The 23,879-nt window shown below is 66.7% G+C and carries 23 protein-coding genes; 17 read left to right on the top strand and 6 right to left on the bottom strand.

Going from position 1 to position 23,879, the window contains the following annotated elements; genetic code table 11:
* Nucleotides 1-46: 46 nt before the first annotated feature.
* Together A6F65_RS00230 and A6F65_RS00225 are read right to left on the bottom strand one after the other, a co-directional pair.
* Nucleotides 47-1,462 (bottom strand): flavin monoamine oxidase family protein, encoded by a 1,416-nt coding sequence (locus A6F65_RS00230; protein ID WP_067784438.1) that lies wholly within the window; start codon nt 1,460-1,462, stop codon nt 47-49.
* A 1-nt stretch (nt 1,463) separates the two neighbouring features.
* On the bottom strand, nt 1,464-2,405 hold the full coding sequence (locus A6F65_RS00225) for a DUF1838 family protein (RefSeq protein WP_083989113.1): 942 nt from the start codon (nt 2,403-2,405) through the stop codon (nt 1,464-1,466).
* 128 nt (nt 2,406-2,533) lie between these two features.
* Between A6F65_RS00225 and A6F65_RS00220 the strand changes: the two genes are divergently transcribed.
* From A6F65_RS00220 to A6F65_RS00200, 5 genes are read left to right on the top strand one after another with little or no spacing between them, the layout of a single operon-like run.
* Nucleotides 2,534-3,358 carry an HpcH/HpaI aldolase/citrate lyase family protein gene (locus tag A6F65_RS00220; protein ID WP_067784435.1) on the top strand — a complete coding sequence of 275 codons (825 nt, stop codon included), beginning with the start codon at nt 2,534-2,536 and terminating at the stop codon, nt 3,356-3,358.
* Nucleotides 3,351-3,860, top strand: a complete 510-nt coding sequence (locus tag A6F65_RS00215; protein WP_067784432.1) for a MaoC family dehydratase — start codon at nt 3,351-3,353, stop codon at nt 3,858-3,860. Before A6F65_RS00220 ends, A6F65_RS00215 begins: the two co-directional genes overlap by 8 nt.
* 10 nt (nt 3,861-3,870) lie before the next feature.
* Nucleotides 3,871-5,058, top strand: a complete 1,188-nt coding sequence (locus A6F65_RS00210; RefSeq protein ID WP_067784430.1) for an acyl-CoA dehydrogenase family protein — start codon at nt 3,871-3,873, stop codon at nt 5,056-5,058.
* An 11-nt stretch (nt 5,059-5,069) separates the two neighbouring features.
* Entirely contained in the window at nt 5,070-6,287 is a 1,218-nt protein-coding gene (locus tag A6F65_RS00205) for a CaiB/BaiF CoA transferase family protein (RefSeq protein ID WP_067784427.1), read from the top strand.
* A 9-nt stretch (nt 6,288-6,296) separates the two neighbouring features.
* Entirely contained in the window at nt 6,297-7,388 is a 1,092-nt protein-coding gene (locus A6F65_RS00200; RefSeq protein WP_237164832.1) for a CaiB/BaiF CoA transferase family protein, read from the top strand.
* 5 nt (nt 7,389-7,393) lie between these two features.
* Here A6F65_RS00200 and A6F65_RS00195 read toward each other — a convergent pair whose 3' ends face one another.
* A complete protein-coding gene (locus tag A6F65_RS00195; protein WP_083989112.1) occupies nt 7,394-8,149 on the bottom strand; it encodes a GntR family transcriptional regulator in 756 nt (251 codons plus the stop codon).
* 41 nt (nt 8,150-8,190) lie between these two features.
* Here A6F65_RS00195 and A6F65_RS00190 point away from each other — a divergent pair, with 41 nt between their 5' ends.
* The 10 genes from A6F65_RS00190 (at nt 8,191) to A6F65_RS00145 (ending at nt 17,317) form a co-directional block, all read left to right on the top strand.
* The gene (locus A6F65_RS00190; RefSeq protein ID WP_067784421.1) at nt 8,191-9,417 is read left to right on the top strand and encodes an MmgE/PrpD family protein; all 1,227 of its coding nucleotides are present in this window, start codon (nt 8,191-8,193) and stop codon (nt 9,415-9,417) included.
* Nucleotides 9,414-10,700, top strand: coding sequence for an MmgE/PrpD family protein (locus A6F65_RS00185; protein ID WP_067784418.1), 1,287 nt, complete (start codon nt 9,414-9,416; stop codon nt 10,698-10,700). The genes A6F65_RS00190 and A6F65_RS00185 overlap by 4 nt, the downstream gene beginning before the upstream one ends.
* A complete protein-coding gene (locus A6F65_RS00180) occupies nt 10,697-12,064 on the top strand; it encodes a phenylacetate--CoA ligase family protein (RefSeq protein WP_067784415.1) in 1,368 nt (455 codons plus the stop codon). The genes A6F65_RS00185 and A6F65_RS00180 overlap by 4 nt, the downstream gene beginning before the upstream one ends.
* Nucleotides 12,057-13,238, top strand: coding sequence for an amidase (locus tag A6F65_RS00175; protein ID WP_067784412.1), 1,182 nt, complete (start codon nt 12,057-12,059; stop codon nt 13,236-13,238). Before A6F65_RS00180 ends, A6F65_RS00175 begins: the two co-directional genes overlap by 8 nt.
* Before the next feature lie 12 nt (nt 13,239-13,250).
* Entirely contained in the window at nt 13,251-13,559 is a 309-nt protein-coding gene (locus tag A6F65_RS00170; RefSeq protein ID WP_067784409.1) for an REDY-like protein HapK, read from the top strand.
* Nucleotides 13,559-14,374 carry an SDR family NAD(P)-dependent oxidoreductase gene (locus A6F65_RS00165; RefSeq protein WP_067784406.1) on the top strand — a complete coding sequence of 272 codons (816 nt, stop codon included), beginning with the start codon at nt 13,559-13,561 and terminating at the stop codon, nt 14,372-14,374. The genes A6F65_RS00170 and A6F65_RS00165 overlap by 1 nt, the downstream gene beginning before the upstream one ends.
* A 126-nt stretch (nt 14,375-14,500) precedes the next feature.
* Nucleotides 14,501-15,364 carry a polysaccharide deacetylase family protein gene (locus tag A6F65_RS00160; RefSeq protein WP_067784403.1) on the top strand — a complete coding sequence of 288 codons (864 nt, stop codon included), beginning with the start codon at nt 14,501-14,503 and terminating at the stop codon, nt 15,362-15,364.
* A complete protein-coding gene (locus A6F65_RS00155) occupies nt 15,361-16,116 on the top strand; it encodes an enoyl-CoA hydratase/isomerase family protein (protein WP_067784399.1) in 756 nt (251 codons plus the stop codon). Before A6F65_RS00160 ends, A6F65_RS00155 begins: the two co-directional genes overlap by 4 nt.
* Nucleotides 16,113-17,015, top strand: a complete 903-nt coding sequence (locus tag A6F65_RS00150) for a VOC family protein (protein ID WP_067784396.1) — start codon at nt 16,113-16,115, stop codon at nt 17,013-17,015. The genes A6F65_RS00155 and A6F65_RS00150 overlap by 4 nt, the downstream gene beginning before the upstream one ends.
* Nucleotides 17,012-17,317: a YciI family protein gene (locus A6F65_RS00145; RefSeq protein WP_067784393.1), complete on the top strand. Its 306-nt coding sequence runs from the start codon at nt 17,012-17,014 to the stop codon at nt 17,315-17,317. Before A6F65_RS00150 ends, A6F65_RS00145 begins: the two co-directional genes overlap by 4 nt.
* A gap of 10 nt (nt 17,318-17,327) precedes the next feature.
* On the opposite strand, the gene A6F65_RS00140 is transcribed toward A6F65_RS00145, so the two are convergent.
* Nucleotides 17,328-18,305: a quinone oxidoreductase family protein gene (locus A6F65_RS00140; protein ID WP_067784390.1), complete on the bottom strand. Its 978-nt coding sequence runs from the start codon at nt 18,303-18,305 to the stop codon at nt 17,328-17,330.
* Nucleotides 18,305-19,003, bottom strand: a complete 699-nt coding sequence (locus A6F65_RS00135) for a hypothetical protein (protein WP_067784387.1) — start codon at nt 19,001-19,003, stop codon at nt 18,305-18,307. Before A6F65_RS00135 ends, A6F65_RS00140 begins: the two co-directional genes overlap by 1 nt.
* Nucleotides 19,004-19,073: 70 nt before the next feature.
* On the opposite strand from A6F65_RS00135, the gene A6F65_RS00130 reads away from it, so the two are divergent.
* Both A6F65_RS00130 and A6F65_RS00125 read left to right on the top strand, forming a co-directional pair.
* On the top strand, nt 19,074-19,868 hold the full coding sequence (locus A6F65_RS00130) for a hypothetical protein (protein WP_067784384.1): 795 nt from the start codon (nt 19,074-19,076) through the stop codon (nt 19,866-19,868).
* Nucleotides 19,869-19,965: 97 nt separating this feature from the next.
* The gene (locus A6F65_RS00125; protein WP_067784381.1) at nt 19,966-21,543 is read left to right on the top strand and encodes an amino acid permease; all 1,578 of its coding nucleotides are present in this window, start codon (nt 19,966-19,968) and stop codon (nt 21,541-21,543) included.
* Nucleotides 21,544-22,277: 734 nt separating this feature from the next.
* On the opposite strand, the gene A6F65_RS00120 is transcribed toward A6F65_RS00125, so the two are convergent.
* Complete coding sequence (locus A6F65_RS00120) at nt 22,278-23,786, bottom strand: YifB family Mg chelatase-like AAA ATPase (RefSeq protein ID WP_067784378.1); 1,509 nt, start codon at nt 23,784-23,786, stop codon at nt 22,278-22,280.
* Nucleotides 23,787-23,879 lie beyond the last annotated feature (93 nt).

The following is a 23,879-nucleotide window of genomic DNA, read 5'->3' as shown; positions in this document are numbered from 1 at the left end:
GCTGACCACGGATGGGCGGGGGCGAAAGCCTCCGCCCTTTCCTTTGTCAGAGCCGTGAAAGGACGAGCCGCGCGGCCCTCTCGCCGCTTTCCAGCGCGGCCTCCATGCCGGTGCTGGCCTGCGCCAGGTGCTCGCCGGCGAAGTGCAGCCGCGCGCCTTCGTGGCGCGTCGCTGCGGCAAGCGCAGCCGCCATGCCGGTGCCGATATGGTGGTAGATTCCGCGCGCGAAGGGCGATGCCTGCCAGCTGAACAGCGTGATCTCGCCCAGCTGGCCCTGCGCCGACGGACGCATGGACGCGATACGCCGCGAAATCTCTGCCTTGGCGACATCGGGGGGCATCCGGTCGAGCAGGTCGGCGCCAGAGCCGGTGGTCCACAGTTTCAACATGGGCGCAGCTCCGTCCGAACCGTCCGACAGGGCAAAGACCCGGCCGATCAGCGGATCGTCGCTCCACAGCGTTTCCGGCAGGCCGTCGCCAAGCCAGAAGGGCGTGCGCGCCTGGATATAGGCGAAGCTGGCACGCGTGTAGGGCAGGGCGGCCATCATGTGAGCCGTGGGCGGAGGCATTTGGCTTTGCACCGGGATGTGGCGCAGGGCGGCGAAGGGGATGGTGCAGATGGCATGCCGCGCGCGGATCGTTCCCTTATCGGTCTCTATCGCTACGCCGCCGCCATCCTCGGCCAGCGCCCTGACCCGCACGCCGAGGCGCGGGGACGCGGCCAGTGTGGCTGCCATCGCTTCGGGCAGAGCCTGCGACCCGCCCGCGATGGTGGCGACCGGTCCGGGCTGGCTGCGATAGATCGCCAGCGTTCGCGCCACGTGCAGTTGCGACATGCTATCCAGCGAATTGCCGTTGAGGTTCGCCTCCAGCAGCCGCTGCGCTTCCGCGCTGGCACCCGCCGCGCGCAGGGCATCGCGCCATGAGATATCGAGCGCGGGAGCGGCATCGAGCCAGGCCTCCGGCGAGCCCAGTGCGGGCAGGGCGCGGGCAAACAGGCGCGCCAGTGCTGCGGGTTCCGTCTCGCGTTCGCGCGGCGGCAGCAGATTGGCAGGGCTCCGCACCCACCCAGCCGAGGGAACGCCCGTGCCGTTGATGTGGTAATAATTGCCCGGGCGCTGCGCTACGCCCGCACCCGCGCCGCCGCCCTCATCCAGGCCCACGCCCAGCTCGGCGGCAATTCTCCGCAGGATGGTGTAGCCGGAGCCGACCTGGATGCCGCCCGCTTCCGGAGAGCCCGGCAGGTGCCGCAGCGTGTGCAATCGCCCGCCGACGCGGCGCTCCGCCTCGATTACGGTAACCCGCGCGCCCGCGCTTTCCAGCATCCGGGCGGCGGCAAGTCCGGCCAGGCCGGCACCGATGATCGCCACATCGGCCTCGGTCCGCCCCCAGGCCATGCGCGGCGCGGCGCCGGCCACCAGCGCCGCAGCGCCGGTGGCCAGCACGCCGCGCCGTGTGACCATGTCAGTGGCCGCTATGCGCGGGCGCATCGCCCGAAGCGGCGCGCTCCTGGTCCGTCAGCAGCTTGAACTTGGTCCACGTCGTCTCGTTGCGGCGGGTGTCATCTGCCGGCGGCGCGTCCTCGTAGATCGGGTAATTGGCGCGGATCTCGTCCTTCAGGATGGCGGGCAGTTCCTCGAAACCGCCCGGCAGCTTGCGGCCCATGGCATTGAAGACCATCTGGCCCGGCCGGCCACCCATCTCCATCCACGGCGCCCATTGCGAAACGCGCACCCAGCTGATCATCGGATAAGCCGTGGGCCGGGACGCGTCGTAAAGCTCATCCTTCAGCGCGGCGAAGTCGAAGATCTCCATCGCGTGATACATATTGCCGACATAATTCTGGTAATCCCCGGCCAGCGGGTTGGTGTAGAACAGCGGCACTTCGAACGGGATGAAGACGTAAGGGCCAGCCTCTTTCAGCGTGCCAAGGCTGAAGGGCGTGCCATCGGCAGCGCGCGGGTAATTGGGCCGCCCGTTCACCGGATCGTTGTGGATCTGCATCACCTTCACCGTCTTGCCGGTGTAGGGGTTGGTCCATTCATCGACCACTTCGCCCGTTTCCGGATCCAGCATCAGCATCACTTCGCGGCTGACCATGCGCCAGCCCGTACCACGCTCCGGGTCGGTCACTTCCACGCAGCGGCGCACATTCATGCCTTCGCCGCGGAACAGCAGGATATCGGGCTGGCCGGGGGAGCGGCCATAGACATTGCCGGACCAGTGATAGACAGCGGTTTCGCCATCGGCTTCGCCGCATTGCAACCGCTTGCTGATTTCCAGCGCGTCTTCCGCTACGGCCGGGTCCAGCATCTGCGCGGACGCTTGTGCGGGGGCGAGTGCCATGGCCAGGGCTGCGGGGGCAGCGGTCATGCCGAGAGCGGCGAAAATCTTGCGGATGGTCACGATGCGTTTTCTCCCGTACTGCAAATTTGTCCGGACAAATTCTGCGATTGTGCCTTGACTTTAGATTTGTCCGGACAAATTGTGAAGCCTCTTTCGGGATCATTCACCAACAGGACCGTTCCTACCTCATGTTCTCGCACTCCAGCCTGCTTTTTGTCCCCGGCTCGCGGCCCGATCGCTTTGCGAAAGCGCGCGCGGCGAAGGCGGGGCTGACGGTCATCGACCTGGAGGATGCGGTCCCTGCCGATGGCAAGGATGCCGCGCGCGAGGCTGCGCTGGAGGCCATTGCGGAAGATCCCGCTGCTTATGCGCTGCGGATCAATCCGCCCACCACCCCTGCCGGTATCGCGGACCTGTACCACCTCGCCCGTGCGGGCACGCTGCCGGAAGTTATGCTGGTGCCCATGGTCCAGTCTGAGGGCGAACTCGCCGTCGTGCGCGGCGCGCTGGGCGATACGTGCCCGGCGCTGGTCCCGCTGGTGGAAACGCCGCGCGGCCTGCGCCGCGCCCGCGCCATCGCGTCATCGCCCGGCGTCGCCGCGCTGATGTTCGGTGGCGGCGATTTCTCCGGCGAGCTCGGCGTCGAACTGGCGTGGGAGCCGCTGCTGCTCGCCCGCCAGCAGATCGTGCTCGCCTGCGCGGAGGCCGGCGTTCCGGCCGTGGACGTGCCCTTCATCCAGCTGGATGACGAGGATGGTCTGGCGGCGGAATGCGGCCGGGTGCGCGCGCTTGGCTTTGCGGCCAAGGCAGCGATCCATCCGCGCCAGGTGGCAGCCATCGAGACCGCCTTCGCGCCCACCAGCGCCGATATCGAAGAAGCCAGGCGGGCCATTGCCGCCTTCGAAGGCGCGGGCGGCAAGGCGATCCGGCACGAAGGGCGGATGCTGGAAGCGCCGCTGGTCAAACATTACCGCGCCGTGCTGGCGCGCGAGGGGAGCGACGCGCATGCGTGACGGAGTGATCGAGGTTTCGCCGGGCCGGTTCCGCGAAGTGCAGGGCCGCTATTTCGAGGATTTCGTGGTCGGCCACGTTTATGAACACCGGCCGGGCCGGACCATCACCGATGCCGACAATGTGTGGTTCACGCTGCTGACCATGAACACGCATCCGGCGCATTTCGATTACGAGCTTTCGAAAGACACCGAATTCGGCAAGCCGCTGGTGGTCAGCCCGCTGACCATCGCGCTGATGACCGGCATGAGCGTGTCCGACACCAGCGGCAAGGCCATCGCCAACCTTGGCTGGGACGAGGTCCGCATGGTCCACCCGCTGTTCGTGGGCGACACGCTGTATTGCGAAAGCGAGATCCTGGAAAAGCGCGAAAGCAAGAGCCGGCCGCAGCAGGGCATCGTCACTTTCAAGACCACCGCAAAAAACCAGAACGGCGATATCTGCGCGCATTACAAGCGCTCCGTGCTGGTGTGGAAGCGCGGCCACGGCAATCTGGACGCATAGGAGCAAGGACATGGCAACCGCAGCCCTTATCGAAGACGCCGGAGTGCGCACCATCGACCCGGACGAGGAAGTCGCCTTCCTGGACGCGATCGACCGCTGGCTGGAGCGCGAGGTCATCCCCGTAATCCAGCACCACGATCACAATGACGAATGGCCCGAGGCGCTCGTCCACCAGATGGCCGACATGGGGCTGTTCGGTGCCACGATTGGCCAGGAATATGGCGGCCTTGGCCTGCCCGCGACGACGTATGCCAAGATCGTGATGCGCATTTCCAGCCACTGGATGGCCATCACCGGTATCTTCAATTCGCACCTGATCATGGCCGCTGCCGTGGAACGGTTCGGCACGCCGGAGCAGAAGGCCAAGTGGCTGCCCAAATTCGCCACCGGCGAGATCCGCGGCGGCCTTGCCCTGACGGAGCCGAATGCCGGCACCGACCTGCAGGCCATCCGCACCACCGCGCGGCGCGAGGGCGACGAATATGTCCTGAACGGCACGAAGACCTGGATCTCCAACGCCATCAACGGTTCCGCCTTTGCCCTGCTGGCCAAGACCGATCCGAAGTCGGAGCCGCGCTACAAGGGCATGAGCCTGTTCATCGTGGACAAGCGCGATGGGCTTTCCGTCGGCAAGAAGTTCGACAAGCTGGGTTACAAGGCGATCGATTCCGCCGAGCTGGTGATGGAAGATTACCGCGTGCCCGCAGACCAGCTGATCGGCGGCGCGGAGGGTGAAGGCTTCTTCCAGGCGACCGGCGGGCTGGAGCTCGGGCGCATCAATGTCGCCGCGCGCGGTGTGGGGCTGGCCGAAGGAAGCCTGCGCCACGCCACGCAATATGCGCAGGAACGCCATACCATGGGCAAGCCCATTGCCCAGCACCAGGCGATCCAGCTGAAGATCGGCGAGATGGCCACCCGTGCGCGCGCCGCGCGGCTGCTGACCATGGATGCTGCAGAGGCTTACGACCGCGGCGAGCGCTGCGACAAGGAAGCGGGCATGGCCAAGTTCTTCGCCTCGGAAGCGGCGGTGGACAACAGCCAGGATGCCATGCGCATCTATGGCGGCTACTCCTATTCCAAGGAGTACGACATCGAGCGCTATTACCGTGACAGCCTGCTGATGTGCATCGGGGAAGGGACCAACGAAATGCAGCGGATCATCATCGCCAAACAGCACATCAAAGACAATCCGGCCTGACGGCGCCCGGCGTGCACCTGCCCCTGACCGGATACCGGATCGTCAGCGCCGAACAGTATGGCGCGGGCCCTTACGGCACGATGCACCTGGCTCAGCTGGGCGCGGAAGTTATCAAGATCGAACCCCCCGGAAAATCCGGGCCGGATGGGAAGCGGCGCGGCGGCGGGGATACCGCGCGCGCCGTTGGCCCGCATTTCCTGCGGCCGGGTGAAAGCCTGTATTTCCAGTCCTTCAACCTCAACAAGAAATCCCTGACGCTGGACCTGCATACGGACGAAGGGCAGGAAATCCTGCACCGGCTGGTCTCCACCAGTCACGCGGTGGCCAACAACATGCGCGGCGACCTGCCTGCGCGGCTCGGCCTCGACTATGCGGCGCTGGCCGGCGTGAACCCCGCCATCGTCTGCGCGCATCTTTCCGCCTATGGCCGCGACAATGCCCGCGCCCGCTGGCCGGGTTACGATTACCTGATGCAGGCCGAGGCGGGCTATTGCAGCCTGACGGGCGAGCCGGGCGGCGAACCGCAGCGCATGGGCCTGTCCATGGTCGATTTCATGACCGGGACGCTGTTTGCCATCGGCCTGCTGGCCGCGCTGGTCGATGCGCAGCGCAGCGGCAAGGGCCGTGATGTGGACACGGACCTGCTTTCCGCCGCGATCCACCAGACCAGCTATCCCGCACTTTGGTACATGAACGAAGGCGACGAATCCGGGCGCGAGCCGCGCAGCGCGCACCCCACCGCCACGCCCAGCCAGATGTTTCGCGCCGCCGATGGCTGGATGTTCGTGATGTGCCAGCTGCCCAAGTTCTGGGATATTTTGACGCAGACCATCGGCCGCACGGACCTGGCCGATGACCCGCGCTTTGCCGATAACGCCGCGCGCCGCGCCAACCGCGATGCGCTGACGCAGCTGCTGGACGAGGAATTCGGCAAGCAGCCCATGGCGCACTGGCAGGACCTGCTGGCCGGCACCGTCCCGGTCGCGCCCGTCTATGGCCTTGGCGCGGCGCTGGACAATCCATGGCTGCGGGAAACCGGCATGCGCGACAGCGTGGACCATCCCGACCGCGAGGACATGCAGATCCTGGCCAGCCCCATCCGGCTGGATGGGGCACGGCTGCCCAATCGCGCCGCACCCCTGCTGGGCGAGAACAGCGACAGCCTGCTGGGCGAGCTGGGTTACGATGCCGACGCCGTGGGCAAATTGCGCGACAAGGGCGTGATCTGATCCATGGGCATGCTGGAAGGCATAACGGTCGTCGACCTCTCGCAATTCCTGCCGGGCCCCGTGATGACGATGATGATGGCCGACCAGGGCGCCCGGGTCATCAAGGTGGAGCCGCCCAGCGGCGATCCCGCGCGGCAGATGGAGCCTTTCGAGGCGGGCCATTCGGTCTGGTTCGCCAATTGCAACCGGGGCAAGGAAAGCGTGGCGCTGGACCTGAAGTCCGATGCCGGAAAGGCAGCCCTGCGCGCGCTCTGCGCCGAGGCGGATGTCTTCGTCGAGGGCTTCCGCCCCGGCGCCATCGCCCGGCTCGGCTTCGATTACGATGCGGTCCGCGCGATCCGGCCGGACGTGATCTATTGCTCTATCTCCGCCTTCGGGCAGGACGGCCCGCTGGCCGACCACCCGGCGCACGACATGGCCGTGCAGGCGATGACCGGGCACCTGGCGATGAATGACGGCGCCGATGGCAAGCCGGTCGTCCCCGGCGTGCCCGCAGCCGACATGGCCGCCAGCCTGACCGCGCTATCGGGCGTGCTGATGGCCCTGATCGGCCGCGCGCGTACGGGCGAGGGGGCCTATCTGGACTGCGCCATGTTCGATGCTCTGCTGCCGTGGACCAGCCATATCGCCGGGCCTGCGATTGCGGGCGGGGAAAGCCCTGTCAGCGCCAGCCAGCGTTCGACCGGCGGGGCGGCGCTCTACCAGGTCTATGCCACCGCCGACGGGGGCCACATCGCGCTCGCCGGGCGCGAGCCGAAGTTTGCCAAGGCCCTGCTGGAGGGGCTGGGGCGCGAGGACCTGCTCGATCTTGCGCTGCGCCCGGCAGGGGAGCAGAGCGAGCTGATCGCTGTCCTGCGCGAAACCTTTGCCAGCCGCACCCGCGCCGAATGGGAAGACTGGTTCCACGGAAGGGACGTGGCCTTCGCACCCGTGCTGGACTTCCGGGAGGCTTTCGATGCGCCGCAGGTGCGGGAGCGCGGACTGATGGTCACTGCGCCGGACGGCAGCCATCATATCGCACCCGCGATACGCTTTGCCGGACAGGATAAGTGGTCGCCGGGGGCCGTACCCGGGCTCGGCGATGCGGCGGATGCAGGCTGATGGGCCTAGCTGTCGAGATCGATATGCATGGCGTATGCAAACCGGTCGCCGGGGTGGTGGCTGACCGAGATTTCGTACAGCTTGCCCGCAGGATCGAGATAGCAGCGCAGGATCCGCAGGACCGGATCGCCCTTCTCCATCTCCAGCGCGGCGGCGGTTTCCGCATCGGCGGCCACGGCCTGAATATCCTGCGTAACGCGCCCGATGCCGACGCCCGCCAGCTGCTCGATCTGGCTGAACAGGGTGCCCTTGTCGAGGTCCAGCCGGTCGATCGCATCGCCCAGGCTTTCATGGAAATAGGCGTCCGTCACGGCGATGGGCAGCGCATCGGACGCATGGCGGCGAACCCCGCGAAAACTGCGCCAGGTGCCGTCCGTGCGCTCCGCAATCTGCACCGCGATCTCGCGCGGCAGCTTGCCCTTGGCATGCGGCGCATAAGCCACCGCGCTGTCACGCGAATATTGCAGCAGCTCGCCGATATTGGACAGCGGCTGATGCAGCGCTCCGCCGCGCGCGCTGGCGGGCTGGACGATGGTGCCGCTGCCGCGTTTGCGGGCGATAAGCCCTTCGGCCTGCAGACGTTTGAGCGCCTCGCGCACCGTGAAGCGGCTGACTTCATAGCGTTCGCAAAGGGCGGTTTCGGTCGGGAATTGCGTGCCATCGGAAAAGCGGCCGGCAAGGATGTCCTCCCGAAGATCGCCCGCCAGCTGCAGGTAACGCGGCAGGCTGCCTTTCGCCGGTTTCGCTGCGGCATCTGCCAAACTGGTCTCTCCCGAACCCTGTTGCCGGGCAGGGCCATCCGATGACGGCGGGCCTGCTTCGTGATCTGGCCGACAGGCTAGCGCGCCCGGTTGGCGAAAGCGAGCGAAAGCGTGCGCGGCTGCACCTGCTGGATTGGCTGGCCTGCGTTGCAAGCGCGCGAAACATGCCCGCTGGCACGCTGGCGCGCGCAGTGTCTGGCCACGCGTGGGAGCAGTCCGCTTATCTCGGCAATCCGCTGGAAATGGACGATGTGCACCGCACGGCCCTGCTGCATCCCGGCCCAGTGGTGTGGCCTGCGGCGATGGGCGTTCCCGGGGCCGCACTGGTGACCCGCCTAGATGCGGCGGTGCGCGGGTATGAGGCGATGATTGCCGTGGGCATGGCGCTTGACGAGCATCACTACGCGCATTGGCATGCCACCACGACCGCGGGCGTGTTCGGCGCGGCGGCGGCCGCGGCATCGCTGCTGGGCCTCTCCGCGCAGCAGACGGCGGATGCACTGGCGAATGCCGGATCGGTCAGCGGCGGACTCTGGCACATGCGGCATGGCGATAATGCGACCAAGCAATGGCATATCTTCCATGCGCTGCGCACCGGGCGCGATGCGGCGCTGCATGCAGCGCATGGCGTGACGGGGCCGCATGGCTTGCTGGAAGGTCCGCAAGGTTTGTTTGCGGCCATGACGCGGACGCCGGGCGCACTGGGCGGAGGCGCCGACGGCTGGCTGATCCACCAGGTCAGCTTCAAGCCCTTCGCCGCCTGCCGCCATGCTCACCCGGCCATCGATGCGGCGCTGCAATTGCGCGCGGGCGACACTTTGCAGGCGCCCTTCACGGTCGAGACCTATGCCGATGCGCTGGCCTTCTGCGACAGGCCAGACCCCGCAAGCGAGCAGGAGGCGAAGTTTTCCCTGCAGCATGCCGTCGCCGTGGTTGCCGATGGCCGCGACGCGCGCCCCGAAGACTTTACGCCGGATGCCATCGAGGCGCTGCGCGAACTGCGCGCGCAGGTGAGCGTGACGGAGGATGCGGAATTCACCGCGCACTATCCGGCGCATTTCGGCGCGCGGGTGAACGGCCATGCGGTGGCGGATACGCTGGGCGATCCCGAGCGTCCTGTCGGCCCGCAAGAGATCGGCGGCAAGATGGCGATGCTGGCCGAATGGGGCGGGCTGGATACGGCCGAGGCGGACCGCGCGCAGGCACTGGCGCTGGAAGGCGATGACGCCGCCGCGCTGGACACGATGCTGGCGGAGTGGTTGGCATGAGCGGGACCGAAGACCTCATCGCCTTTGCCGGCGCAGACCATGTGCTGCCCGATGACGTGCGCGCGGCTGCTGTGCGCCTGCTGGGCGACACGCTGGCCATCGGCGCCGCCGGCGTTGGCGCGCCGGGCGAACCCGCCATTACCTCCGTCGCGCGTAGCTTTGGCGCGGGCGCGGACGCGCGGCTGATCGGCTGCGGAGAGCGGCTGCCGGCAGCCTCCGCCGCGTTCGTCAACGGATACCGCATCCACTGCCTGGAATGGGACGCGGTGCACGAGCCCGCCGTGGTTCATGCGATGAGCGTGGTGACCGCAGCGCTTGGCGCGGCGATAGACCGGCGCGGCGGATGCGATGCGAACCACGCGCTGGTGGCGCTCGCCATCGGCGTCGATGTGGCCTCCGGACTTGGCCTCTGCGTGGATAGCGCAATGCGTTTCTTCCGCCCGGCCATCACCGGCGTGATGGGTGCGGCGGTTGCCGTCGCGCGGCTCGACGGTGCGCCGCTGCGCGATGCGCTCGGCCTCGCCTATTCCTCCGCTGCGGGGACCATGCAGGCGCATGTCGAAGGCAGCGAGACGCTACCCTTCCAGATCGCCAATGCCGCGCGCGCCGCCGTCACGGCCAGCGACCTTGCAAAGGCAGGCTTCGCCGGTCCGCAGCACGCGCTGGAGGGGCCCTTCGGCTATTTCGAGCTGTTCGAAGATGGCGCGCTGGATCGCTACACATCCGGGCTTGGCCGCAATTGGTGCATTGCGGAGGTCAGCACCAAGCCTTTCCCAAGCGGCCGGGCAAGCCATGCGGCGCTGGGCAAGCTGCAGGAACTGGCGCTCGATCCGCAGGATGTGTCGGCAGTCGAACTGGCCGCCCCGCCGCTGATCCGGCGGCTGGTGGACCGGGCCTATGCGCCCGACATGACGCCGGCCTGGGCGCGGCTGTGCATGCCTTATCTCACTGCCCTGATGCTGGTGGACGGACGGATCGATCCGCGCCGCTTCACGCCCGATCACATCGCGGACCCGCAACTGGCAGAGCTGGCTGGCCGGGTGCAAATGGTGGCGGATGGCAATCAGGATCCCAATGCCCTCTTCCCCCAGCGCCTGACGATCACCGATGGCGCCGGACAGGCGAGCGAATACGCCGTCGATGCAACGCTCGGCAGTCCGGCAAACCCGCTGTCCGAAGACCAGCGCTCCGCCAAGCTCGCCCTCGCGCGCGAACTCGCGCCTGCCGATGCCGACCTGCGCATCTTCACCGACCCGCTCGCCTATTTCACGGAAATCCCATGACCTATCCGACCTATTTCGAGGCCCTGGACCACCGGCAGATGCTGTCCGATTACCCGGTCGGCCAGGCCTTCCTCGACCGCTATCGCAGCATGAGCCGGGACGAGCTGTTCGCCCTGCAGGATGCCCAGTTCCGCCGCCTGATGGAGCGCGGCTGGCGGGTGCCCTTCTACCAGCGCCTGTGGGGCGCGAAGGGCATAGAGCCGGGCGACATCGCGGGCCTGCAGGACATCGGCAAGCTGCCGGTTTACGACAAGAGCGACCTGATGGCCTCCATAGCCGAGCATCCGCCCTATGGCGACTTCCACGGCATGGGCGATCCGGCCACGCGCCCGCCTACCGTGTTCCACACCACCAGCGGCACCACCGGCAAGCCGCAGGTGCTGATGTTCGGCCCCAAGGGGCGCGAGGTCGGCAATCTGCTGGTCGGCCGCATGTATCGCTGGATGGGGCTGGAGGCGCAGGACGTGGTCCATTCCGTCTACGGTCACGGCATGATCAATGGCGGGCATTACATCCGCGAAGCGGTGACCAAGTTCACCAATTGTGTGTTCCTGTCCGCCGGAACGGGGATCGAGACGCGCAGCGTCAACCAGGTGCGGCTGATGGCCGATTTCGGCGTCACCGCCATCGTCGGCTTCGTGGATTACATCCGCAAGCTGGCCGGCACGGCGGAGGAGCTGGGCCTGTTCGACCAGATCGATATCCGCATGATCATTGGCCATCTTGGTACGGAGGACCGCGCGGCGACGGAGGCCGCATGGCACGGCGCAAAGGCCTATGACTGGTACGGCGTGGGCGACACCGGCTCTATCGCGGGCGAGGGGCCGGAGCGCGATGGCATGTATGTGTGGGAAGACGCGCAATATCTGGAATTGCTGGATATCGACGACGGCAGCCCGGTGGCGCATGGCGAGACGGGCGACATGGTGGTCACCTGCCTTTACAAGGACGACATCGCCCCCTGCATCCGCTTCAACACGCATGACATTACGCACGAGCTGGATGGCCGGGGCGAGATCGCCTTCAAACGCATCGCGGGCTTCCGCGGACGCAGCGACAACATGGTGAAGCTGCGCGGTATCAACGTCTTCCCCCATGCCATCGGCTCGCTGATCGAGAACCGCAGCGATTTGACGGGCGAGTATGTCTGCCACCTGCGCCGCGATGCGAGTGGCCGCGATGCCATGCGCGTGACACTAGAAAGCCGCGGGGGCACGGATGCAGCGGCGCTGGCGGACACGCTGAAACAGGGGCTGGGCGTGGAAGTGGACGTGGAACTGGCCGAGCCCGGCGGCACGGCAGCCGCCACGCAGATCGACACGCGGCAAAAACCTCTCCGGCTGATTGACGAACGCAATGGCTGACCCGTTTGACATATCCGCCCTGAAGATGCGCGACGCGCCGCTAAATGCCTTCGTCGACTGGGACGAAGAGGCCAAATCGGGCGAGGGCGCGCTGTCCGGCATGACGATCGGGGTGAAGGCGAACATCGCCGTGGCGGGCCTGCCCTGGAGCGCAGGCCTGAAAGCCTATCGAAGCCGCATTGCCGAGCGCGACGCCGAGACGGTGTCCCGTCTGCGCAGCGCCGGTGCCGCCATCATCGGCACGCTCAACATGGAAGAAGGCGCGCTGGGCTCCAAATCCGACAACCCCTTCTTCGGTGCGGTGCAGAACCCGCACCGCATTGGCTACTCGCCCGGAGGTTCGAGCGGGGGCAGCGCCGCTGCGGTGGCTGCCGGGCTGGTTGATCTGGCGCTGGGCACGGACACGATGGGCTCCATCCGCATCCCTGCCAGCCATTGCGGGATTTATGGCTTCAAGCCCGCGACCGCTTCGGTCAGCCAGGACGGGCTGGAGCCGGCCGACCTCGCGCTGGATGCCATCGGCCCGCTCGCCCGCAACCTCGCGACGCTGGAGCAGGCGGCGCGGGTCATCTCCGGCTTCGGCGACGGGTCCGGAGAATACGGCGGGGCCGTGCTGGCCGGCCACGGGGTCGAGGTCGATGCCGAGGTCGCTGCGACATTTGAACGCGCGCTCGCCGCTCTTCCCGAAGCCCCCGCACAGGCAAGCCTCAGCGAGAGCAATTCGCGCATCCGCTTTGCCGGCTTCATCCGCACCGCGCGCGCCATGGCGCAGCATCTGGACGGGGTGGAGGGCATGTCTGCCCACCTGCAAGGCCTGCTGTCCTATGGCCGCGACCGCCCGGCTGAGAAGCTGGTGAAGGACTTCGGCGTACTGGAGCAGGCCAAGGCGGAGGTGCGGCAGATCGTGCAGGACCACGGCTTCCTGATCATGCCCACCGTGCCCAATCCGCCATTCCCGCACAGCGATCCGGAACCTGCCGCGCAGGCCGATTTCACCTGCCTGGCCAATATCGCGGGGCTTCCCGCCATCAGCATACCCGCCGGGTGGACGGCAGGCGGCCTGCCGGTCGGCGTGCAGATCGTCGGGCAGGTCGGTCATGAGGCCGGCCTGTTCGCCCTTGCACGCTTCCTCGACGGCAAGCTTGCCGCCTATCGCCCGCCCGCTGCATCCTGAAGGAGAGAGACGATGCGCATTATCTGCCTGTTCAACCTGAAAGACGGCGTCGATGTCGCCGAATATGAGGAATGGGCGAAATCCCGCGACATTCCGGGCGTCAACGACCTGTCCTCAGTCACCAGCTTCACGGTGCACAAGGCCACAGGCGTATTCGGGGACGAGGCCGCGAAGCCGCATTTCGAATATGTCGAGATCATCGACATTACCGGCATGGATGAATTCGTGGCCGATATCTCGACCGCCGATTTCCAGGCCGCCGCCGCGCCCTTCGAGGGCTATGCCGATGCACCGCAATTCATCCTGACAGAGGATTTGTGATGGCCGGAAACACTGAAGGCCGCTTCGCTGGCAAGACCGTGGTCGTCACCGGCTCGGGCAAGGAGAAGGGGCTGGGGCAGGGCATCCTGCAGGCCTTCGCCGACGAGGGCGCGAATTGTGTCGTCTCCGACGTGCGGCTGGATGACGAGGCAGATGGCGTGGCCGAGGATTTGCGGGCGCGCGGGGCCAGGGTCGCCACCATCCGCTGCGACGTCTCGCAGGCCGACCAGTGCCAGGCGCTGGTTGCCCAGGCGGTTGAGCATTTCGGCGGGATCGACGTGTTCGTGAACAATGCCGGGATCGGCTTCAAGATGAAGCCGCTGCTGGAGGTCGATACCGCCGATGAGTGGGACCAGGTGCTGGCCGTGAACCTGTCGGGCGCATTCTACTGCACGCAGGCCGCCGCGCGCGCCATGGTGGATGCTGGCAAGGGCGGGCGGATCATCAATATCGCCAGCCAGGCCGCGAAGACCGGCTTCCCGCACCTGCCCGCCTATGTCTCCAGCAAGCATGGCATGGTCGGCCTGACGCGGGCCAGCGCAGTGGAGCTGGGTGCGCATGGCATCACCGTAAATGCGATTTGCCCCAACCATGTGACCACGGGGCTGGGCGCGCAGCAGAACGAATATTTCTCGAAACTGCTCGGCTTTGCAAAGGTGGAGGATTACCTCGCCAATTTGGCCGCGAAAAATCCGATGGGCCGCCCTGGCCTCCCCTCCGACACCGCCGCCGCCGCCCTGTGGCTGGCGAGCGAGGAGGCATTCTATGTTACCGGAGAGGCGCTTAACGTCTCCGGCGGGGAGGAAATGCACTAATTTGCGTACGTGCCGTAGCCACCCGCGCCCTCCACCCTTTCACCCGGATGATAACCCGGTAGGCTCCGGGCGGAAGGGTGGAGGGCGCGGGTGGCATGGAAAGCCGAGCGCTAGCGAGGACAAGTGATGAAAGAAGAACGCATGGACTGGCCGGGCGGCGCGAAGCTGGCGCTGAGCGTGGTGGTGAATGTCGAGGAAGGCAGCGAGATGACCGTGGCCCGCGGCGATCGCGGGATGGAGCCGGTGGACGAGCTGGGCGTCTTCGTGAAATCGAAGATGCGCAATTACTCCAACGAGAGCAATTACCTCTACGGCATCAAGGCCGGTGCGCCGCGCATCGTGAAGCTGCTGAAACAATACGACATCACCGCCAGCTGGACCGTCGCCGCCATGGCGCTGGAAAACCACCCGAAAATCGCCCGCGCCATCGTCGATCTGGGTCATGAGCCTGTCAGCCACGGCTGGCGCTGGGTCCATCAGTTCAAGATGGACGAGGACACAGAGCGCGAATTCATCCGCAAGGCTGTGACCAGTATCGAGCATACCTGCGGCGTGCGGCCGTACGGCTGGCTCAGCCGTTACCTCCTGACCGACAACACGCGCCGCCTGCTGCAGGAAGAAGGCTTCACCTATCACATGGATGATTACAGCGGGGACGTGCCCTTCTGGGATCGGGACACCACCGGCACGCCCATGTGCATCGTGCCTTACCAGCTCGACAGCAACGACATGAAGATGTGGACCGACCCTGCGCTGACCCCGCACCAGTGGCTCGAATATGCCAAGGCCAATTTCGACCAGCTTTACCGCGAGGGCGAGGAGGGCAATCCCAAGATGATGAGCCTGGGGCTGCACCTACGCATCATCGGCCGGCCGGGCCGGATCTGGGCGCTGGAGGAATTCTTCCGCCATTTGCGCGCGCATGACGGCGTGTGGGTCACCACCCGCAAGGCCATCGCGGACCATTTCATGGCGGCACATCCGGCATGAGCCTGCGGCTGGAGATAGACGGCGCCGTCGCCCACCTGCTGATCGACCGGGCGGACAAGCGCAACGCCTTTACCATGGCGATGTGGGAGGCGCTGCCCGGCCTGCTCGCGCAGGCGGAGGCGGCGGAGGGCATTCGCCTGCTGGTGCTGCGCGCGGCGGAGGAGGGCGCTTTCTGCGCAGGCGCGGATATTCGCGAGCTGCTGGCAAACAAGGACGATGCCGCTTGGCGCTCCGCCAACCAGCAGGCGATCAACCGGGTGCAGCACGAACTCGCCCGCTTCGCCTTGCCTACGCTGGCCTTTGTGGACGGGGACTGCATCGGCGGAGGCTGCGGTCTGGCGCTGGCCTGCGACATGCGCGTGGCGACGCCGCGCGCGCGCTTCGGCATTACGCCTGCCAAGTTGGGGCTGGTCTATCCGCTGCATGACGTGAAGCTGCTGGTCGACCTTGTCGGACCGGGGCAGGCGAAGCGCATGCTGTTCACCGGCACGCTGCTGGATGCAGCCGAAGCGCACCGTATCGGACTGGTGGAAGTGCTGGCGGATGATCCGCAGGCGGAGGTCGCCGCCCTGTTGGCCGCCAGCCCGCATTCCGTGCGCGAGATCAAGCGCATCGTGCGCCGTGTGCTCGACGGGCAAGTGGCCGACGATGACGCAACACGGGCGATCTTTGCCGAGGCCTTCACGCTGGGCGATTTCGCGGAAGGCACCGCCGCCTTCACCGAAAAGCGCAAGCCGGAGTTTGGCGGGTGAGCATTGCGCACGGCACGATCCTGGGCGGCCTGTCCACCGTCCCGGACCTCGATGAAGCCTTGCGCGCTTATCGCGACACGCTGGGCCTGGAACTGGCCGAACGGGGCGAGCTGGACGCCGATCTCGCTCAAAGCTGGGGCTGCCCCGGCAATGCAGGATCGCCCTACGCCGTGCTTCGCCCCGCCAGCGCAGAGCCATGCTGGATGCGGCTGGTCGAGCAGCCCGCCCATCCCGGTTTCCGCCCCACGCGCAGCTATGGCTGGGCCGCCTTCGAATGCACGGTGGAGGATGTCTGGCACTGGCCCGATGCCATCCCGCCCGGCCAGTTCGAGATCGTCGGCCCGCCCAAGGTGATCGAGAACATAGAGCCGGCCTTCATCCCCATGCAGGTGCTGGGGCCGGGGCGAGAGATGGTCTATCTGAACCAGGTGCTGGCGGACATGCCGGGCAGCGACCTGCCGCGCGCGAAAAGCCCGGTGGACCGCATCTTCATCGTGGTGCTGGCCGCGCCCGACCGGGAAGCCAGCGTGGAGTGGTATCGCCAGCGCCTGCATCTCGATCGCGGGGCGGATTTCACCATCCCCTACACCATGATCAACAACGCCTTCGGCCTGTCGCCCGATACGCAGACGACCCTGACCATGGTTTCGAAGGGCCGCATGCCGATCGTGGAAGTGGACGATTACCCTGCAGAAGCGGCCGCGCGCCCGCGCCATGAGGGCCTGCTGCCCCCCGGCAATGCTCTCGTCACGCTGGCGGTGCAGGACCTGGATGCCTGCGAGCTGGACTGGATCGCCGCTCCCGCCTCACGCGAGGGCGCGCTGTATGAAGGCCGCCGCGCCGCGACCACGCTTGGCCCCGCAGGCGAGCTGCTGGAACTGGTGGAGTGCAAGCCATGAAGCTGTTCGCCTTCTCCTGCCGCGACGGCGAGCACGGGGCCGAGCTGCGCCAGCGCGTGCTGCAGGAACATCTCGACCATATCGAGACGCATATGGAGCGTTATGCCGTTGCGGGACCGCTGCGAGAAAAGGATGCGACCATCGGATCCCTACTGGTCATCCGTGCGCATGACATGGCCGAGGCGCGCAGCTTCTTCGAAGCCGACCCCTATTTCGATGCCGGCGTGTGGCAGGCCATCAGCGCCGCAGAATTCATCGGCGCAGCGGGCGATTGGGTCGGCGGAGCGGCCTGGAAGGCTTAGCTTTCGGTCGCTACGGCAGCAGCAGGGTGGAGCCGGTGGTCTTGCCCGATTCCAAATCCGCATGCGCCTGCGCCGCGTCGGTCAGGGCGTATTCCTGGCCTACGGTGACGGACAGCACGCCCCGCGCAAACAGGTCCCAGACCCGCGCCGAGCAGCGCGCGCGCTCTTCAGGGTCGGCGTAGTAGTGGAACAGCATGGGCCGCGTGTTGAACAGCGATCCCTTCATGGCCAGCACGCCCACATCCACCTCGCCAACAGGCGCATCGGCATTGCCGTAATTGACGATCAGCCCGCGCATGCCCGTGGCATCGAGCGAGGTTTCCCATGTCGAGCGGCCGATCCCGTCGAAGGTGACGCGCACGCCCGCCCCGCCGGTGATCTCGCGCACCCGCGCTGCGGTGTCCTCGCGCTTGTAGAAGATGATGTGGTCGGCCCCCGCCTCGCGCGCGGCCTGCGCCTTGTCCTCGGTGGAAACCGTGCCGATCACCTCGGCCCCGATATGCTTCAGCCACTGCACCAGCAGCAGCCCCGTGCCCCCCGCCGCAGCGTGGACCAGCACCGGCCAGCCGGCCTCCACTTTTGCGCAGCGTTCCACCAGAAATTCTGCGGTGAAGGCCTTCACAATGGCGGCTGCCGCGGTCCGGTCGTCGATGGTGCCGGGCAGCGCGAACAGGTGTTCCGCCGCGATCAGCCGGTGGGTGGCATAGGCGCCGGTCAGCGGGCCGAACGTCGCCGCGCGGTCGCCCGCTGCGAACCCTTCGACCCCTTCGCCAACCGCCAGCACGCGGCCTGCCGCCTCGATGCCCAGCCCGCCGGGCAGTTCCATCGGATAGATGCCGCGCCGGTGATAAGTGTCGATGTAATTCAGCCCCACCGCGCCGTGTTCCAGTAGCACTTCGCCGGGGCCGGGATCGGGCAGGTCTTCCTGAACCCATTCGATCGCCTCCGGCCCGCCATGTGCGCGTAGGATTGCCCGTGTGGTGCGCATCAGTTTTCGTCCTCTTCTTCGGATACTTGCTCGGCCACCGGTTCGGCCATTGGGCTGCAGCTCGCCTGTACCCAGCGCAGGTTTATGCCCACCAGCGTGGCATCGGGGGATGTCCAGGAGTAGCTTTCGGCCCGGTCGGGATCGTCGCGGTGCATGTAGATGACGAGCGAGGGCTTGTTCCGGCTGCCGCGCGCCCAGGTAACATTGCGCATCCGCAGCGTGACATCGGGGGCGATGCCTGCGCCGTCCATGAAGATGCGCCCGCCCTGGTCGTAGACCGGCAGGTTCGCGGCAAAGGTCCAGTCCGCGCTGCCATCGGGCTTGCCGGCAAACTTGCGCACGGAAATCCAGCAGGAGAACGGCCGCGCACGGCGCAGCTCGCTGCCCCGCCATTGCCAGCCGCCGCCGTCGCGGGCCGTGACAGCGGGCACGGGGCCTTCCTGCCACTCTCCGCCTGCATCTCCGGACGGCTCGCCAAAAGCATCCACGCTGCGCCAGCGTCCGTCCTGCGCCACTTCCAGCGCGAACCACTCAGGCTTCTCGCGGCCTTCCTCCTCGGCGAAATACTGGTCTTCCGTGTTGGTCCAGATGCCCGGCGGCAGGCTGTCCTGCGCGGCAGCAGGCACGGCGCCTGTCGCGGCGGCACCGGCCAGCATCAGGGCGAGGGCGGCGGGGCGAGCGAGGCGGGGGATGCGCATGTCCCTTGCCTAATCGCTCGGGCCATGGTTGGAAAGACTTGTCCGGACAAATTGTGATGGGAGAGCGGCGATGATCGGTGCAATCGGCAAGGCCATTATTGCAGCTGTTGCGCTCACCTTCGCGGTTGCCGCCCCGGCGCAGTCCGAGGGCGAGGCGGGGGCCGCCGCATCCGACAGCGCATCACAGGCGCGCGCCGTGGTGGAGGCGGGCGTTGCCGCGCATGGCGGCGATGGCTGGCTGGATCCCGGCACGCTGATGCTGGTGGGATATGCGGAATTCTATGCCGCCGACAGCACGGCGGTGCGCAGCAGGGCGGACGATTATCGCATGTGGCGCGTCTATGACGCGGGCCGCACCAGCGCCCACGCTGCGGAGGGCAAGGTGCGCATCTCCGCCCGGTCCGAAGGCGCGGTGCTGTTCGAAGTCGGCTTCGACGGGGAGACGACTTGGAACGAGAAGGGCATCGTGCCCAAGGCGCAGGCCGATGCCTTCTGGGCGAGCAATTTCGGCTTCGGCATCGTCCGCTCCGCGCTGGAGGAGGGCTTCACCCTGCAGCTCGCCCCGCCGCGCATGGTGGACGGCCACGCAGTGGAGCTGGTGCGCATCGTGGACCCGCAGGGGCAGGAAACGCTGTTCGGCTTCGATGCGGACAGCCATTTCATCCGCTACCTCGCCTTCCGCACCCCGCGCGGCTGGCACGAGCGGACCTATGACGATTTCATCCGCATGCCCGATAGCGGCTGGGTGCAGGCGCGCACCGTCACGCTGTATTACGACGGCGTGAAATCGAACACCGTGTGGTGGCGCGAGGTCGCCGTGGGCGAGCCGCTGGACGACGCGCTGTTCGCCCCTCCGGCAGAATAAACAGGCGGCCTTAAAATCGCGATTGTGCGCGCAAACCAGAGGCGTAGATACAGCCAACCGGCGAGCTGATTCGGCCGGCGTTTAGCGGGGTGTTTCCATGTCGCTGTTTGGCCGCGTAAAGCCACTTCAATCCATCCTTGCCACCGCCGAGAAGAAGGCGCTGCACCGCACGCTGGGCGGCTTCCAGCTGATGCTGTTCGGCATCGGCTGCATCATCGGGACGGGCATCTTCGTCCTCACCGCCGCGGGGACGCAGAAGGCGGGTCCGGGCCTGATGCTGGCCTTCCTGATTGCAGGGGCCGTCTGCATCGTCGCGGCGCTCTGCTATGCGGAAGTGGCCGCGATGATCCCGGTGGCGGGTTCCGCCTACACATACAGTTATGCCTCGGTCGGCGAATTCCTGGCCTGGACGGTGGGCTGGGCGCTGATCCTGGAATATGCAGTGGCGGCAAGCGCGGTCTCGGTCGGCTGGTCGGGCTATTTCAGCGGCACGATCTTGAACGAATTCCTTGGCATACAGCTACCCGCCTGGCTCAGCGCAGGCCCGCTTGCGCTGGGCGGCGCGCCGGGCGGCTTCATCAACCTGCCCGCCATGCTGATCGCCTTGGCCGTTACCTGGCTGCTGATGATCGGGACGAGCGAGAGCGCCAAGGTCAACGCCGTGCTGGTGGCGATCAAGGTGACGGCGCTCACCGCTTTCGTGGTGCTGACGCTCACAAGCCCGGAATTCGATGCGGCCCGCTTCAACCCCTTCCTTCCCGCGGGCGTGTTCGGCGGCTTCGGCACGGGGCTCGGCGCAGTCGGCGCGGCGGCGACGATCTTCTTCGCTTACGTGGGTTTCGATGCCGTCTCCACCGCGGCGGAGGAAACCAAAGACCCGCAGAAGAACGTGCCCTTCGGCCTGATCGGATCGCTGCTGTTCTGCACAGTGTTCTACATACTGGTGGCGGCCGGCGCGATCGGGACCATCGGCGGACAGCCCATCATGGGGCCGGATGGCATTCCCTTCCCGGCAGGATCGGAGGAGCTGGCGCGGCAATGCGCCATGCCAGCCTATTCCTGCGCGCTGGTCTGCTCGGACGAGGCGCTGGCCCATGTGCTGCGCCAGATCGGCTTCTCCGGCATCGGCAACATGCTGGGCGTCGCCGCCTTCCTGGCGCTGCCCTCGGTAATCCTGGTGCTGATCTTCGCGCAGACCCGCATCTTCTTCGTCATGAGCCGCGACGGCCTGCTGCCCGAACGGCTGAGCACGGTGCACCCGAAATGGAAGACGCCGCATATCGTGACGCTGATGACCGGCCTGATCGTGGCGGTGGGCGCGGCCTTCTTCCCCGTCGGCCTGCTGGCGGATTATGCCAATGCGGGCACGCTCTACGCCTTCTTCATGGTGGCCGTGACGGTGATGGTGCTGCGCAAGACGGACCCGGACCGGCCGCGCCCCTTCCGCATGAAAGGCGTGTGGATCATCGCCCCGCTGACGCTGGCGGGCTGCCTGTTCCTTTATGTCAACCTGCCCTGGCAGGCGATCCTGGTCCTGCCCGCATGGGCGCTGGTCGGGCTCGTCATCTACTTCGCCTACAGCCGCAGCCGCAGCCATCTGGGCCAAGGCATCGTGGAAGTGGTGGACGATGTGGCAGGCGAGGAGAAGGCGGTGCCGATCGATACGGCGGGGTGAGGGGCGGGCCTTTCGCCATTTCTGCTGCCAGTCCGCACCGGTCCCCGTAGCATAGCTGTCTCTGGAGTCGGCTTCCGGCCTGGAGATAGATCGTTTGAACCTTACAGCTGTGGCGCTAAAGCAAGTCATGCGCCGACGACTGAAGATACGAACCCGAATATTGCTTCTTATCGCACTGGCCGTGGTCGTAGCTGCACAGGGCCTATCGCTACTGTTGAACTTGCAGCGAATGGATAGTGAGCCCGGCAATCCAACCGAGTTCGATTTCCTCTTGGAAGTCTTTGGCGAGCCCGGGAGTGTGGTGTATCCGAAAGGCGTCAAACCGGACCTGCCTATATTCGACCCAAGGGCGGGTAGCTTTACTCTGGATAATCAGCCATTTTCAGAGTTTGCTAGTCGCGTTGAAGGCTTAGAGGTTGGACCACACGGAAGCAGCCCATTCGTTGTCATCGCCCTTCCCGAAAATGCAACGGTCGGAGATTACCAAAAGGCACTCGTTGCACTTACCTCACATGGAATATGCCGGGTGGGCGTATATGCGCCATTGTCCAATCGAGAGTTTATAGGCTTTCGATCTGACAGCGGGCCATCCGATGACACATTTGTTGCAGTTTATCGCGTCCTGATTGTTAAGTCTGACACTAGCGTTGTCCGAAATTGCATCGAGCGGTTCCCAGCTTGGGCACCGTGGGCATTGCAACGGGAATGACAGCTTCCCACCCAATTTCGGCCACTTACGCCCTCGGCGCCTGCCTGCGATAACTCAGCGCCTCTGCCACGTGTATCCGCCCCACGCCTTCGCTGCCTGCGAGGTCGGCTATGGTGCGGGAGACGCGCAGGACGCGGGTGTAGGCGCGGGCGGAGAGGCGCATGGCTTCGGCGGCCTGCATCAGCAGCTTGCGGCCCGCCTCGTCCGGGCCGGCGAAGGTCTCCAGCGCGTCGCCATCCAGCCCGGCATTGGTGCGGACGCCGGTTTCCGTCTGACGGGCGGACTGCACATCGCGCGCGGCGCGCACGCGGGCGGCGACTTCGGCCGTGCCCTCGGCAGGCGGGGGCAGGGCGAGGTCGGCGGCGCTGACCGGGTCGACCTCCACATGCAGGTCTATCCGGTCCAGCAGCGGCCCGCTGACCTTGGCCTGGTAATCCGCCGCGCAGCGCGGCGCGCGTGAGCAGGCGAGTGCCGGATCGCCCAGATGCCCGCAGCGGCACGGGTTCATCGCGGCCACCAGCTGCACGTCCGCCGGGTAAGTGACATGGGCGTTGGCGCGCGCGACGCTGACTTCGCCTGTCTCCAGCGGCTGGCGTAGTGAATCGAGCGCGGCGCGCTGGAATTCCGGCAGCTCGTCCAGGAACAGCACGCCCAGATGTGCGAGGCTGACCTCGCCCGGCTTCACCTTCAGCCCGCCGCCGGTCAACGCAGCGATGCTGGCGGAATGGTGCGGATCGCGGAAAGGCCGCGTGCGGCTGATGCGCCCGCCCTCCAGCATGCCGGCGACCGATTGCACCATGCTGGTCTCCAGCGCCTCGGACGGGGAGAGCTGCGGGAGGATGCCTGGCAGGCAGCTGGCGAGCAGCGACTTGCCCGCGCCGGGCGGGCCGATCATCAGCAGGTTGTGACCACCCGCCGCGGCGATCTCCAGCGCGCGCTTGGCGGTTTCCTGGCCCTTCACCTGTTTCAGGTCCGGACCCGTCATCTCCTCTGCCGCTTCGCCGGGCTCGGGCGCGGGCAGGGTGCTGGTGCCTTTCAGATGGTTGAGCAGGCTGACGAGGTCGGGCGCGGCGACCACCGCCACCCCGCTGGCCCACCGCGCCTCGGCCCCCTGTGCGGCGGGGCAGATCAGGCCGCGCTCCTCGCCGCTGGCATGCATCGCGGCCAGCAGCACACCGGGGCTGGGCACCACGCGGCCATCCAGCGACAGCTCGCCAACGGCGATGAAGTCCGTCAGCTGCTCGGCATCGGTCACGCCCATGGCGGCCAGCAGGGCGAGTGCGATGGGCAGGTCGAAATGGCTGCCTTCCTTGGGCAGGTCGGCCGGGGACATGTTGATGGTAATGCGCTTGGGCGGCAGGGTCAGGCCCATGGCGGCGAGCGCGGCGCGTACACGTTCCTTGGATTCGCCCACCGCCTTGTCCGGCAGGCCGACGATGTTGAACTTGGGCAAGCCGGGGGCGACCTGGCACTGCACCTCCACCCCGCGCGCTTCCAGCCCGAGATAGGCGACCGTCTGTACCAGTGCGACCACGCACGAACCCCCTGAAATTCCTGTGCTCCCTTGGTGGCGCGGAAGGGGGCGCGTGTCGAGGGGTTAGGACCGTTACGGTTCTGTCATCGGGCG

The organism is Paraurantiacibacter namhicola, from assembly GCF_001687545.1.
GTDB classification, from domain to species: domain Bacteria; phylum Pseudomonadota; class Alphaproteobacteria; order Sphingomonadales; family Sphingomonadaceae; genus Paraurantiacibacter; species Paraurantiacibacter namhicola.
This window is presented reverse-complemented; position numbering and strand designations above follow the sequence as displayed.